Here is a 12,568-nt window from a genome sequence, read left to right as displayed (position 1 = left end):
GGCCCGGTGGAGTGGTTCTCACCCCGTGGGAAAACCCTTGGATCTGCGGTGGCCTGCTCCGCCTCACCGTCGGCGACGACGGGACCGCCACCGGCGTGTCGGCCGCCGACCGCCCCACCCCCGTTCGCACGACCCAAGGAGAGCTCCCCATGACCTTGCCCTCCGACGCGGCCTCCTCCTCCGCACTCCGTTCCTCCGGCTCCCCCGCTTCCGCCGCTTCCGCCGCTTCGGGGGCCGCCGGCGGGCTGGAGCGCGGGGTGCTCGGCACCGGCGACATCGTCTTCTTCGTCGTGGCCGCCGCCGCACCGCTGACCGTGATGGCCGGTGTGGCGCCGTTCGCGATCTCCTTCGGCGGCATCGGCACGCCGGTCGCCTACCTGGCCACCGGCGTGGTGCTGGCGCTCTTCGCGGTCGGGTTCACCACCATGACCGCGCACATCCGCAACGCCGGCGCCTTCTACGCCTACGTCACCCGGGGCCTCGGCCGGGCGGCCGGGCTGGGCGCGGCACTGCTGGCGGTGCTCTCGTACAACGCGATCCAGATCGGCATGTTCGGCGCCTTCGGATTCTTCGCCCACACCACGGCCGCCGACCTGCTCGGGCTTGACCTGCCCTGGCCGGTCTGGGCGCTGCTCGGGGTCGCGGTGGTCTGGTTCCTCGGGTTCCGCTCGATAGACCTCGGCGCCAAGGTGCTCGGGGCACTGCTGATCGCCGAGACCGGCATCTTGGTGGTGCTCGCGGTGGCGGTGCTGGTCAAGGGCGGGGCGCACGGGCTGAGCCTGACCTCGTTCGCTCCCGAGCACGTCTTCTCCAGCGGGATGGGCGGGGTGCTCGGGCTCTCCTTCGCCGCCTTCATCGGTTTCGAGGCCACCGCGATCTACCGCGAGGAGGCCCGGCAGCCGCACCGGACCGTGCCGCGCGCGACCTACGCCGCGATCGCCTTCCTCGGGCTCTTCTACACCTTCGTCACCTGGATGATCGTGCAGGCCTTCGGTGACACCGAGGCCGTCGCCACCGCCACCGCCGACCCGGCCGGGATGTTCTTCACCGCGATGACCGACTACGTCGGCGGCTGGGCGACGGACGTGCAGCGGGTGCTGATCGTCACCAGCCTGCTCGCGGCGCTGCTCGCCTTCCACAACACCATCACCCGGTACGGCTACGCGCTGGCGACCGAGCAGGCCGCACCGGCCGCGCTCGGCCGGATCCACCCGCGCCACGGCTCGCCGTGGATCGGCGGCATCGCGCAGTCGGTGCTGGCGGCGGTGGCCGTCGGGGTGGCGGCGCTGATCGGCGCGGACCCGTACGACCAGTTCTTCCTCTGGGTGAACTCCCCCGGGGTGGTCGGCATCCTGCTGCTCCAAGTACTGGCGGCCCTCGCCGTGTTCGCCTTCTTCCGTCGCAACCGGGCGGCCGCCGCGCGCGCCGGGGTGTTCCGTACGGTCGTGGCGCCGCTGACCGCCACCGTGCTGCTGTGCGGGGCCACCGCGCTGGTGGTGTGGCGGCTCGACCTGTTCACCGGTGCCGGTCCGGAGGTCAACTGGCCGCTGGTCGCCATCGTGCCGGTGGTGTTCCTGACCGGCGTCGGTATCGCCCTGCGGCTGCGGGCGCGGCGGCCGGAGGTGTACGCGCGGCTCGGGACCACCGAGGTCGACGCGGGCTGAGCGGCCGAGGCGCGGTGGGCGTCACCGGGGGGGGGCGGCACGGCAGGCGGGGTGGCGGGTGGGGTGAGTGCCCCGCCCGGACCCTGCCCTCGCCGCCGCCCGCTCAGGCCTGGCCGACGGCTTCGGCGAGCAGCCGGTAGGAGTCCAGCAGCGCGGCGCGGTCGTAGGTACTGGTGGTGACCAGGAACTCGTCCGCCCCGCTGCGCCCGACCAGCGCCGCCACCTCGGCGGCGGCCTGCTCCGGGGTGCCCGCGATGTGGCCCTTGAGCGACTGCTCGTACGCGGCCCGCTCCCGGGCGGTCATCTCCCGGGCCCGGATCTCCGCCGCCGGGGCCAGCGGCGGGAACTCGCCGTGGGTGCGGGAGTACGCACCGGACCAGGCCTCCGGGACGAGCAACTCGCGCGCCCGCTCGACCGTCCCGGCGACCGCCACCGTGCCCGAGACCACCACGTACGGGGCGGCGGCCTGCGCGGAGGGGCGGAACCGGGTGCGGTAGCGGTCGATCGCCGCGAGCATCCGGTCCTCCCCGCGCGCGGCGGCGATCACCAGCGGCAGCCCGGCCTCGGCGGCCAGGTCGGCGCCCGCACCGGTGGCCAGTACGAAGGCCGGGACGCTGAGCCCCTCGGCCGGCCGGGCGTGGACCCCGCGGTGCGCCTGCTGCGAGCCGTCGAAGTAGCCGAGGAGTTCGGCCAGCTGGGCGCCGAACTCCTCGGCGGCGTCCTTCTCCCGTCCGAGCGCCCGCCGGACCCCGTCGGTGAAGCCCACCGAACGCCCGAGCCCCATGTCGATCCGCCCCGGGAACAGCGCGGCCAGCACCCCGAACTGCTCGGCCACCACCAGCGGCTGGTGGTTGGGCAGCATCACCCCGCCGGTGCCGACCCGGATGCGGGTGGTGGCGGCCGCCACCGCCGCGGCGAGCACGGTGGGCGCCGATCCCGCCACCCCCGGCACGCCGTGGTGCTCGGAGACCCAGAACCGGTGGTAGCCGAGACGCTCCGCCTCACGGGCGAAGGCCACCGTGTCCCGCAGTGCCTGGGCCGGCTCCTCGCCCTGTCTGGTCCGGGAGCGGTCGAGCACGGAGAGCCTGGTCGTGGGCGCGGCGCTGGTCACGTCGGTGGACAACGCCCGCCCGCCGCGCGGGCATTCCCCGGGCGGCCCGGGTCGGGGCCGACCGCGGGCCGGTCAGGTGCCCGCCCCCGGTATTCGGCCCCGTCGGGCCTCCGGGGACCCGGCCGTGTCCCCGGCCGTGGTCCGAGTCACGGCCCCGGCCGTGGTCCGGGCCGCAGCCCCGGGCGTGGTCCGAGTCGCAGCCCCGGGCCTGGTCCGGGCCGAGGCCCTGGCCGGGCGGCGGCCCCAGGGCTTGTACACGGAGAGGATCACGTTGAGCAGGTAGAGCGTCAGCGCCACCGCCGGCACGATCACCGTGTTGTAGCGGACGAAGCCGAGGTCCGCCGCCGTGATCGGGCCGGTCGGGTGCGCGTCCGCCACCCGCACCGCGTCGTGCAGCCGGTCGGTGAGGGCGAGCAGCGAGGCCGTCATCGCCCCGAGCGTCAGCCAGAACTTGGCGCTCACCCAGTAGTACCGGAACAGCCCCCAGGAGGTGCCGAGCCCGAGCACCACCCCGCTGAGGAGGGTGAGCAGGCTCAGCGGCAGGATAAGCGCGTCTCCGAGCAGACCCATCGCCCGGTAGGCGGTGCGCAGCCGGTCGGCGTCCGTGGTCGTCAACGCCGCCACCGCCAGGGTGAGCAGGCAGAGCATCAGGGCCAGCCAGCTCACCGAGGCGACGACGTGCAGGACGACCAGCGGTTTGCGGACCGCCGGAGGCAGGCGGCGGCCGGCGGACGCCGGTGCCGCCACGCGCCGTGGCATCGGTTCGGACGCCGCGACGGCGCCGGTGGGCGAGCGCAAGGGGACCTCCTTCGAGTCCGGGTCACGAGGACGTCCCCAGGCTCTCCCGTCCGCGCCTCATCCGGCATCTGACGGTGGAAGTAACTTCGGCTACTCCCGGGCGAGTACGCTCTCCCGGCAATCGTCGGGCCGCGCCTCCCCCGGGAGTAGCACGACGGTAAGCACCCCCGGAAGCGGCACCGCGGGCGGCACTCCCGGGAGCGGCACCGCGGACGGCACCCCCGGGAACGCCGCCCGCCGCGCCTCCCCGGCGGCGGCCCGCCTCAGTCGGTCACCGCGAAGCCGTGGGCCGCGCCCAGCTGGTGCAAGGAGGCCTGGCCGGGGATCCCGTCCGCCGCTCCTCCCTCGTACCCGCAGCGCCGCTGCCAGGCCGCGTACGCGGAGACCGTGCGGGTCCCGAACGAGCCGTCCACCCACCGCTGGTCGAGCAGCCCCTCGTCGACGAGCGCCTGCTCCACCATCGCCACCTCGGCCGGGTACGTCAGGTGCCCCTGGGCGGCGCCCGGGTCCGTCCCGGCGGCCGCGAGCAGGTGGGACACCGAGACCGTCCGCTGCGCGGGCAGGTAGCCGAGCAGGCGCCGCAGCGAGCTCTCGCCGGGGATCCCGTCCGCCGCCTGCCCGGAGTAGCCCAGGCTCCCCTGGTAGTCCGCGTAGTTCTCGGTGTCCGCGTCCGTCCAGTTCGGGCCGGGGCCGGACTGGTAGTGGTCGCCGAAGCCGTGCGAGACCAGCGCCCGGCCGACCACCGTCACCTGGTAGCCCTGGGCGCCGTACCCGTACGGCAGGCCGTTGATGCTGACCTGGTAGCGAGCGGGCTCGGACTGCTGCGGGGGCGGGATGTTCGGTGAACCGGGCCCGATCAGGAGGTCCGGCCAGGATCCGGGGTCGGTGTGGTCGTTGTACGGCACGTGGGCGTGCGCGTACCAGCCGCCGGCGGCCTCCCAGATCCGCTCGTCGCGGTTGCCGGAGAAGTCGGTCGGCCGGCCCATCGGCCAGATGTCCGGCACGCCCCAGGAGGAGATCCAGGCGTGGATCCGGTCCCAGCCGGCGCAGGGGGTGTCGACGAGCCGCGGGTAGACGCCGCCCTGGTAGCGGCAGTAGGGGAAGAAGACCGCCTCGATCTGGATCACCACCCGCCCGGCCCGGTTGGTCCGGGTCGGGCTCTGGGCGGGGCTGAGCAGGCTCTTCGAGCGGGAGTCGGCCGGGAACAGCTGGGCCGTCCGGCCGCTGAACGGGTCCCAGACCAGGTGCGGCGCGGCACCGGAGCCGCTGCCGGTGAAGTAGCCGACCAGGTCCTCGTAGGAGCACCAGTCCTGCGGGGCGGCGGCGGTCGCGTTGCGGTCCCAGGTGATGTGGGCGATGGCCTTCGGCGGGTACTGCTGGTCGGTCGGTGCGTGGTCGCCGAGGTCGTGGATCTCGGCACCGGGCAGCCACAGTTCGGGCATTTCTGGCTCCTCCGAACGGTGTGAGGGCATCACCTCCGGTATCGGCAGGTACGGCTCGTGGATTGACCCCGAGGCGCAAATGCGCGGCGATGAACCCCCCTGGCCCGCGCGGCCGTTCGACTGCACGGGGGGCATTCGACCCCGTGTGCGAACCGGGCGCCCGTGCGGGGGCGGCCGATCGGGCGGGGGAGGGGGCGCATTCCACCCCACGGGGCCCCCGCTGTCAATCGTTGACATCAAAAGTGGTCTAGTCCACGGTGGTGCGGCGGACCGGCGCCGGCCCGCGCCCGGAGCTGTCGAACGCGATCAACTGGCCGTCGTGGAACCAAATCTGACGATCCGATGGAGTAACCCGCACCATGCAAAGAGTCTGCCTCGCCCTGCCCACCATGCGGCCCTGCCCCGAGACCATCGCGGACCTCGCCGAAGAGGCGGCCTACGCCGTCACGACCTTCGGGGTCGAGGTGCACCTGCTCGTCCTCGACACCACCGACGCCGACGCGTTCGCGAAGAACGCGGGCGCCGTGGCCGCGCTGGAGCCCACCCCCGGCGTGGTCGTCCACCACCTCGGCGAGGCGCGGCAGCGGGAGTTCCTGCGCCGGGTGGCCGAGCGCTCCGGCGCCGCCGACCCCGAACTGCTGCTCGACCTGATGCTCCCGCGGGCCGTCGCGTACGGCTCCTGCGTCAACCGACTCTTCCTCGGCGCGGCCGCCCTGGGCTGCACCTCGACGCACCTGCGCAACGACGACGCCGACTTCCAGGTCGTCGACGGGCGGAAGGTCTTCCCGATCCACCACGAGCTGCTCTCGATCGGCCGCCCGGCCGGCGAGGCGGCGGCCGGCGTGTCCCGCTCCGAGCTCGACCCGGCCGACGCGGACAAGCCGGTGATGCTGGTCAGCGGCTCCTTCATCGGCGAACTCAACGTGGACATCAGCGAGATCCACGAGCTGGACCCGGCCGTCTACCACGAGATCGTGCGCCTGTGGACCCCGCCGGTGTGGCCGGACGAGGACCGGGACGCCATGGTGGAGGTCTCCTTCAAGGGCGCCGGCGCCGAGCCGTTCGGCACCGACGAGTCCGTCCTCGGCGTGCCCGACATCTGGGACGTCTACATGTGCAACATCGCCCTGGACCACCGGGCCTACGAGGTGCTGCCACTGCTGCCCTCGATCGAGACCATCGGCAGCGACTACGCCCTGCTGCACGCCCTGGTCCACTCCCGGTTGCCCGGCGTCGTCCACAACCGCCACATCGTCAACTACTACACGCCCGAGCGCCGCACCGGCGCCGGCTTCGTCGACTACCAGCTGCGGTTCGTCAAGTTCCTGCTCTCGATGCTCTACCTGTACCCGGTCTACGGCGGGATGATCGACCTCGGCCGCGACCTGCTGGACGAGCGGCACGGGTTGCGGATCGAGCCGATCCTCGGCCTGGTCCGGGGCAGCGTCGACTGGGACCGGGCCGGGAACGAGCACTGCCTGGACGTGCTGGACAGCTCCTACCGCAAGCTGGGCGGCAAGTACGCCGAGCTCGCCGACGTGGTGGCCGGGCGGCGCCAACAGCTGCTGGACGAGGCGCGGGAGGACGCCGAGCGCTGGGCGGTGCTGGTGGAGGCCTGGGCGGCGCTGGTGGCCGCCTCCCGCGCCGAGGGCCTCGGCACCGCCTCGGAGGTTCCGGCCTGGTGAGCGAGGACCTCCGGATCCGGCTGCTGACCGACGACGACTGGGACGCCGTGGTCGCGCTGGAGCACGACGCCTACGCGGCCGACGGCCTGTCCGAGGGCCGGGAGGCGCTCCAGTCGCGGGCCCGCAGCTCGCCCGACACCTGCTTCGTCCTGGAGCGGCACGGCGCGGTGTGCGGCTACCTCCTGAGCCTGCCGTACCCGCCGTTGAGCTGCCCGGACCTCAGCCGCCCGGAGGAACAGGCCTTCCGCTCGACCAACCTGCACGTCCACGACCTGGTGATCGCCGAGGAGCTGCGCGGCCGCGACGTCGCGCTGGGCTTCATCCGGCACTTCCGGGAGCAGGCGAGCGAGCAGGGGTACGAGCGGATCTCGATGGTCGCGGTGCGCGGGACGGACATCCTGCTGCGGCTGCTCGGCTACCGGGCGCACCGGGAGGTGCCGGTGCCCGCCTGCTACGGACGGCGGGCGGTGTACATGTCCATGCCGGTGGGCTGAACGGGCGGGCGGTTCGTCGGTTCGCCCGCCCTCCGGCACCGGTCCTCCCGCACCGGTCCTCATGCACTGGTCGTCCTGTACCGGTCGTCCTGCACCGACCCTCCACAGATGATCACTCTTTCGGCCTAGCCACGGCTGCGGAACTCACCCCATCGGGTGAAGCTGTTGGCGGGCTGCGTCCCCTCCGCAGCCCGCCGGCAACACACGTCCGCACGCCCGCACGCCCGCACGACCGAGGAGCAGCGCATGAAGGCCGCCGTCGTCCGCGAGTTCACCGCACCGCTGACCGTCGAGGAGCATCCGGTACCCGAGCCGGCCGCGCACCAGGTCCGGGTCCGGATCGAGGCCTCCGGCCTCTGCCACACCGACATCCACGCCGCCCACGGCGACTGGCCGGTCAAGCCCAGCCCGCCGTTCGTCCCCGGGCACGAGGGCGTCGGCGTGGTCGAGGCAGCCGGCGACCGGGTCCGGCACGTCCGGGTGGGCGAGCGGGTCGCCATCCCCTGGCTCGCGGACGCCTGCGGGCGCTGCGACCAGTGCGTCACCGGCTGGGAGACGCTCTGCCTCCAGCAGCACAACAGCGGCTACTCGATGGACGGCGCGTACGCCGAGCACGCGCTCGCGCACGGCGACTACGTCGTCCCCGTCCCGGACGGCATCGACCCGCTGGACGCCGCACCGCTGTCCTGCGCGGGCGTCACCACCTACAAGGCGCTCAAGGTCTCCGACGCCAGCCCCGGCACCCGGGTGCTGGTCTCCGGCATCGGCGGGCTCGGCCACCTGGCCCTCCAGTACGCCCGGATCTTCGGCGCCGAGACCATCGCCGTCGACGTCACCGACGACAAGCTCGCACTGGCCCGCGAACTCGGCGCCGACCACGTCCTCGACGCCCGCACCCAGGACGTCGCCGCCGAGGTCCAGGCCCTCGGCGGTGCCCACGCCGCGATCGCCCTCGCCGTCAGCAACGCCTCCTTCCAGGCCGCCTACGGCGCGCTTCGGCGCGGCGGCACCCTCGTCCTGGTCGCCCTCCCGGCCGGCGGCAAACTCGAACTGCCGGTCTTCGAGACGGTGTTGAACGGCACCAAGGTCGTCGGCTCGATCGTCGGCACCCGCGAGGACCTCGCCGAGGTGTTCCGGCTGCACGCCCTCGGCCGCACCCGGGTGATCCGCGAGACCCGGCGGCTGGAGGACGTGAACGCCTGCTTCGAGGAGGTGCTGAGCGGCAAGGTCTCCGCCCGCCTGGTCTTCGACCTGCGCTGACCGGCCACGCGGAAGGGCCGGGCCGGACGCGTCGGACCGCGCCCGCCGGGGACAGGGCCGGGGACAGGGGCCGGCCGAAACGCACCCGTCGGCCACCGCCTCGGCGGCCGCACTCCGCCGGGCCCGCACATCGTCGGCGGGTCCGGCCGGCGGCGGGCACGATGTCCGGATGCCGTCACCGCTGTACGCCGTCGCTCTCAACCCCGCGCTGCCGCCCGACCTCCTGGGGCGGCTCGTCGCCGCCGCCGACGCCGACGAGGACCTGGCCCGCGCCCTCGCGGACCGGGCGGACCTCGCGCCGGAGCAGGTCCGGCGGCTCGCCGCACGCGACGAGGACACCGCCGTCCGGCTCGCCCTCGGCGGTCTGCTGCACGCGTCGGACGTCGACCCGTCCACCCGGCCCCTGGTCGCGCTCGCCCTGCTGGACGAGGGGCGCGGCGATCCGGCCTGGGCCCCGCGCCTGGCCCGGCATCCGGACCCGTACGTCCGGAGACTGCTCGCCTCCTGCCCCGGGCTGCCCGACGAGACCGCCGAGCTGCTCGCGGCGGACCCGACGATCGCCGTACCGGCCGAACTCGGGTGCCACACCGGCCGGACGGACCTGCTGGCCCGGCTCGCCGCGCACCCGGAGGCCGAGGTACGGCTGTGGGTAGCGGACAACCGGGCCACGCCGCCGGTCCTGCTGACGAGGCTGCTGGACGACGACGACGTCGGCGTCCGCCGCCAGGCCGCGGGCAATCCGGCGACCCCTGGCGCGGCGGCCGCCCTGCACCTCGACGACCGGCCGGAAGTCCGGGGCCGGCTCGCCGAGCACCCCGGACTGCCGTCGGCGGCCTACCACCGGCTCGCCGAGGAGCCCGCCTGCTGGATCCGCTGCAACCTCGCGGTGAACCTCGGAATCGACCCGGCCCTGATGCACCGGCTCGCCGCCGACCGCGACACCGACGTCCTGGGCCGGCTCGCGCACCACCCCGCGCTGCCGCTCGACCTGCTCGAACGGCTCGCCGTCACCGTCCGGATCGGGCCCGTCCTGCTCCCCCGGATCGCCGCCGCCGAGCCGGCCGAACTCGCCCGGCTCGCGGACTCCCCCGAGCCCCGGGTCCGCATGCTCGCCGCCGAGCACCGCGATCTGCCGCCGACCGTACGGGACCGGCTCGCCGCCGACCCGGACGCGGCGGTCGCGAAGTCGGTCGCCCCGCATCCCGGTCTCCCGCCCGCCCGGCTCACCGCCCTGCTCGACCGGTTCGGCGCCAAGGTCGCCGCCGCCGTCGCCGCCAATCCGGACGCCCCGGCCGTACTGCTCGACCGCATCGCCACCACCGAACCGGCGCCCCTCAGGGCCCTGCGTGCCATCGCGGCCCACCGCCGGGCCGGGCCCGGGGCCCTGGCCCGCTGCCTCGCCTCCGCCGACCGGCGTACCGCCGAGGCCGCAGCGGGCCATCCGGGCCTGCCGCCCGGGGCCATCGCGGCACTGGTCCGGGAGGCCCTGCCGCCCTTCACGGGCAGCCGGCCCGACCCTGGCGTCCCCGTCACGGACGGCCCGATGACCGCCCGATGACTTCCCGATGACCGCAGGGTGACCGGCGGGTGACCGCCCGGGGGCGGAACCCGGCCCCGGCGGCCTCCGGTGTCCGGAAGCGGTCGCGATTGCGTCTCCGTTCCGTTCGGCATGGGTACGAAGTGCCCCGCGGTCCGGGATCATGGGGGCAACCACTCGTGCGGCAAGGGGAGTTGCCATGGGGGACGGCCGGGGGCCCGCACCGGAGGCGGTGACGGCGGCACTGCTGGGCGACGGGCCGCACCAGGCGGTGGCGGACGTCGTACGGGCGCGGTTGCGGATGGTGCCGGAGGGGGCCCGGGCGCTCGCGGCGGCGGAGTCGGGGCCGGGGGACGCGCAGGCGTGGGCACTGCTCACCGCCGCGGTCGCGCACCTGCTGGCCGCGGACCCGGCGTTCGCGCGGTACCTGGCCACCACCGGGCTCGGGAAGCCCGGCGATCCGCCGACCGTCCAGCTGCGCGGCGAGCCCGGCACCGTGCAGCTGCGGCTCGGCCCGCCGTCCGCGCCACCGCCGAAGGGCCCGGCCACCGTCCAGCTGCGGACCGGCCCCGCGGCCGTCGCCCGGGCCCGGGCGCTGGCTGCCCGGAGGAGCGGCACCGGGATCGTGGTGGCGCTCGCCCTGGTCCTGATCGCCGTCCTGGTCGCGCTCGGCGTCCACCTGGGCTCGCGCCCGCTGCTGAAGCCGGGCGGGCCCGATCTGGCGCACGCCGCTCCGGTCCTGCGCGACCCCGCGCTGCTGCGGGGTGTGCTGCCGGAGGCCCGGTCGGTGCCGGCCGGCTGGCAGGTGGCGAGCGGGCCCGAGTCGGGGACGGGCCGGGGCGGCTCACTGCCGTGTCTGCTCCCGAACTCCTGCGACCGTCAACTCGCCCATGCCACCGTGACGTTCGCGGCCGCCGACAGTCGGCACGTGACGATCGACGCGGTCGCCTTCGACTCCCCGGGAACAGCCGCGCAGGCCTTCGCCACCGCGCTCGACCGCACCCCCGGAGAGGATCCGACGGCGGCGCCCCTCGCCGGGATCGGCGACCGGAGCGCCGCCCGGGTGCGAGGGTCGTCGGCGGTGACGCTGGTCCGGGTCGGCGCCGTGCTGCTGCTGGTGCGTGACGACGACCGCGGCGCGGTGGTCGCCGACGACCCGCTCCCCGGCCTCGTCCGGCTGCTCGCCGAGCACGCCCGGCAGGCCCAGGGCGACAGCACCCCGGACGCCGCCGGCACCGACCCGACGCCCTGACGGCCTGGTCCTTGATGGCCGGGCCGCCGAGCGGTCAGGCCCGGTCGAGGTAGGCCAGGACGGCCTGCACCCGCCGGTTGCCGTTCTCGTCGTCGGTCAGCCCGAGCTTGCCGAACATCGAGGTGGTGTACTTGCCGATCGCGCTGTCGCTGAGGAACAGCCGTTGCGCGATAGCCTGGTTGGACAGCCCCTCCGCCATCAGGCCGAGCACCTCCAGCTCCCGCCCGGTGAGCCGGTCGAGCCGCCGGTCGGAGGGGGCGGAGGACACCAGCGCGCCGATCACGGCCGGGTCCAGGGCCGTGCCGCCCGCGGCGACCCGCTCCAGGGCGTCGATGAACTGCTCGCCGTCGAACACGCTCTCCTTGAGGAAGTAGCCGATGCCGCCGGCGCCGTCGGCCAACAGCTCGCGGGCGTACAGCCGCTCCACGTGCTGGGAGAGGATCAACACCGGCAGCCCGGGCACCTGCCGACGGGCCGCCAGGGCCGCCTGGAGCCCCTCGTCGGACTGGGTCGGCGGCATCCGGACGTCGACGACGGCCACGTCCGGGCGTGCGGTCAGCAGGGCGTCCAGGGCCTCGGGGCCGGTGGCGGCGGTCGCGACCACCTGGTGCCCGTAGGCCTCGATCAGGTGGACCAGACCGTCCCGCAGCAGGTAGAGGTCCTCGGCTACAACGATTCGCATGGCACCACCATGGTCGCACGGGTCGGGCCGCCCGCCGGACTGTCGAGTTCCAGGGTTCCGTCGAACACCGCGAGGCGGCGGCGCAGTCCGGCCAGGCCGCCCGCGCCTCCCGCCCCCGCTCTGCCCGTCCCCGTAGCTCTCTCCCCCGCGCCGCCCGGGACCGCACGCCCCGTCACCGCACCCCCCTCCGCCCCGCCTCGGCCGTCGTCCAGGACCTCCACCACCACACCGGTCGCACTGTGCCCGAGGGTGATCCGCACCTCCGACGCCCGGGCGTGCTTGGTCGCGTTGGTGAGCAGTTCGGCGATCCCGAAGTAGACCGCGGACTCGATCGGCGGCTCCAGCCGGAACGGCCCGTCGGCGGTGACGGTCACGTCGAGCGGGCTGTTCAGGGCGAGCGCGCGGACCGCGTCCACCAGCCCGCGTTCGCTCAGCAGCGGCGGGTTGATGCCCCGGACCAGGTCGCGCAGTTCGGCCAGCGAGCTCGCCGCCCCGGCCCGCGCGGCCCGCATCAGCGCCCTGGCCCGCTCGGGATCGGTCTCCATCAATCGACCCGCAGACCCTCCAGCCGGTGCCCTGGCTGGCCACCTCCTGGGAGTGGAGCGCCGACCGCACCCGGCTCGTGCTCAAGCTGCGCGAGGAC

At 74.8% G+C, this 12,568-nt stretch carries 10 protein-coding genes and 1 pseudogene; 6 read left to right on the top strand and 5 right to left on the bottom strand.

Translation table 11 applies throughout. The features are described 5' to 3' along the window. Positions 1–149: 149 nt before the first annotated feature. A complete protein-coding gene (locus tag AB0E96_RS30515) occupies positions 150–1,664 on the top strand; it encodes an APC family permease (RefSeq protein ID WP_359829009.1) in 1,515 nt (504 codons plus the stop codon). Between the two features lie 103 nt (positions 1,665–1,767). Here AB0E96_RS30515 and AB0E96_RS30510 read toward each other — a convergent pair whose 3' ends face one another. The 3 genes from AB0E96_RS30510 to AB0E96_RS30500 all read right to left on the bottom strand — a co-directional run bounded on the left by AB0E96_RS30510 (position 1,768) and on the right by AB0E96_RS30500 (position 5,015). Then, positions 1,768–2,775, bottom strand: coding sequence for an LLM class flavin-dependent oxidoreductase (locus AB0E96_RS30510; protein ID WP_359829010.1), 1,008 nt, complete (start codon positions 2,773–2,775; stop codon positions 1,768–1,770). A 72-nt stretch (positions 2,776–2,847) separates the two neighbouring features. Further along, on the bottom strand, positions 2,848–3,573 hold the full coding sequence (locus tag AB0E96_RS30505; RefSeq protein ID WP_359829008.1) for a DUF2269 domain-containing protein: 726 nt from the start codon (positions 3,571–3,573) through the stop codon (positions 2,848–2,850). A gap of 263 nt (positions 3,574–3,836) precedes the next feature. Further along, positions 3,837–5,015, bottom strand: a complete 1,179-nt coding sequence (locus tag AB0E96_RS30500; RefSeq protein ID WP_359829007.1) for a peptidoglycan-binding protein — start codon at positions 5,013–5,015, stop codon at positions 3,837–3,839. A 359-nt stretch (positions 5,016–5,374) separates the two neighbouring features. Here AB0E96_RS30500 and AB0E96_RS30495 point away from each other — a divergent pair, with 359 nt between their 5' ends. The 5 genes from AB0E96_RS30495 to AB0E96_RS30475 all read left to right on the top strand — a co-directional run bounded on the left by AB0E96_RS30495 (position 5,375) and on the right by AB0E96_RS30475 (position 11,243). Then, a complete protein-coding gene (locus tag AB0E96_RS30495) occupies positions 5,375–6,700 on the top strand; it encodes a DUF6271 family protein (protein ID WP_359829006.1) in 1,326 nt (441 codons plus the stop codon). Continuing rightward, the gene (locus AB0E96_RS30490) at positions 6,697–7,194 is read left to right on the top strand and encodes a GNAT family N-acetyltransferase (protein ID WP_359829005.1); all 498 of its coding nucleotides are present in this window, start codon (positions 6,697–6,699) and stop codon (positions 7,192–7,194) included. Before AB0E96_RS30495 ends, AB0E96_RS30490 begins: the two co-directional genes overlap by 4 nt. A gap of 246 nt (positions 7,195–7,440) precedes the next feature. Beyond that, positions 7,441–8,454 carry an alcohol dehydrogenase AdhP gene (gene adhP, locus AB0E96_RS30485; protein WP_359829004.1) on the top strand — a complete coding sequence of 338 codons (1,014 nt, stop codon included), beginning with the start codon at positions 7,441–7,443 and terminating at the stop codon, positions 8,452–8,454. A 169-nt stretch (positions 8,455–8,623) separates the two neighbouring features. Next, complete coding sequence (locus tag AB0E96_RS30480; protein ID WP_359829003.1) at positions 8,624–10,012, top strand: hypothetical protein; 1,389 nt, start codon at positions 8,624–8,626, stop codon at positions 10,010–10,012. Between the two features lie 178 nt (positions 10,013–10,190). Beyond that, positions 10,191–11,243 carry a hypothetical protein gene (locus tag AB0E96_RS30475; RefSeq protein WP_359829002.1) on the top strand — a complete coding sequence of 351 codons (1,053 nt, stop codon included), beginning with the start codon at positions 10,191–10,193 and terminating at the stop codon, positions 11,241–11,243. A 34-nt stretch (positions 11,244–11,277) separates the two neighbouring features. On the opposite strand, the gene AB0E96_RS30470 is transcribed toward AB0E96_RS30475, so the two are convergent. Beyond that, positions 11,278–11,925 carry a response regulator transcription factor gene (locus tag AB0E96_RS30470; RefSeq protein WP_359829001.1) on the bottom strand — a complete coding sequence of 216 codons (648 nt, stop codon included), beginning with the start codon at positions 11,923–11,925 and terminating at the stop codon, positions 11,278–11,280. Continuing rightward, positions 11,910–12,476, bottom strand: a pseudogene (locus tag AB0E96_RS30465) (ATP-binding protein); the annotation flags it as partial. The pseudogene AB0E96_RS30465 and the gene AB0E96_RS30470, both read right to left, overlap by 16 nt. Positions 12,477–12,568 lie beyond the last annotated feature (92 nt).

The organism is Kitasatospora sp. NPDC036755, assembly GCF_040636595.1.
In the GTDB taxonomy this organism is placed as follows: domain Bacteria; phylum Actinomycetota; class Actinomycetes; order Streptomycetales; family Streptomycetaceae; genus Kitasatospora.
Note: the sequence above shows the minus strand (reverse complement) of the source record. Positions and strands in the feature narration are given on the sequence as shown.

Bases quoted from the DNA above. Each gene is read 5' to 3' on its own strand.
- AB0E96_RS30515 (WP_359829009.1), top strand. From the start codon at position 150: ATGACCTTGCCCTCCGACGCGGCCTCCTCCTCCGCACTCCGTTCCTCC.
- AB0E96_RS30500 (WP_359829007.1), bottom strand. From the start codon at position 5,015: ATGCCCGAACTGTGGCTGCCCGGTGCCGAGATCCACGACCTCGGCGAC.
- AB0E96_RS30495 (WP_359829006.1), top strand. From the start codon at position 5,375: ATGCAAAGAGTCTGCCTCGCCCTGCCCACCATGCGGCCCTGCCCCGAG.
- adhP (WP_359829004.1), top strand. From the start codon at position 7,441: ATGAAGGCCGCCGTCGTCCGCGAGTTCACCGCACCGCTGACCGTCGAG.
- AB0E96_RS30480 (WP_359829003.1), top strand. From the start codon at position 8,624: ATGCCGTCACCGCTGTACGCCGTCGCTCTCAACCCCGCGCTGCCGCCC.
- AB0E96_RS30475 (WP_359829002.1), top strand. From the start codon at position 10,191: ATGGGGGACGGCCGGGGGCCCGCACCGGAGGCGGTGACGGCGGCACTG.
- AB0E96_RS30470 (WP_359829001.1), bottom strand. From the start codon at position 11,925: ATGCGAATCGTTGTAGCCGAGGACCTCTACCTGCTGCGGGACGGTCTG.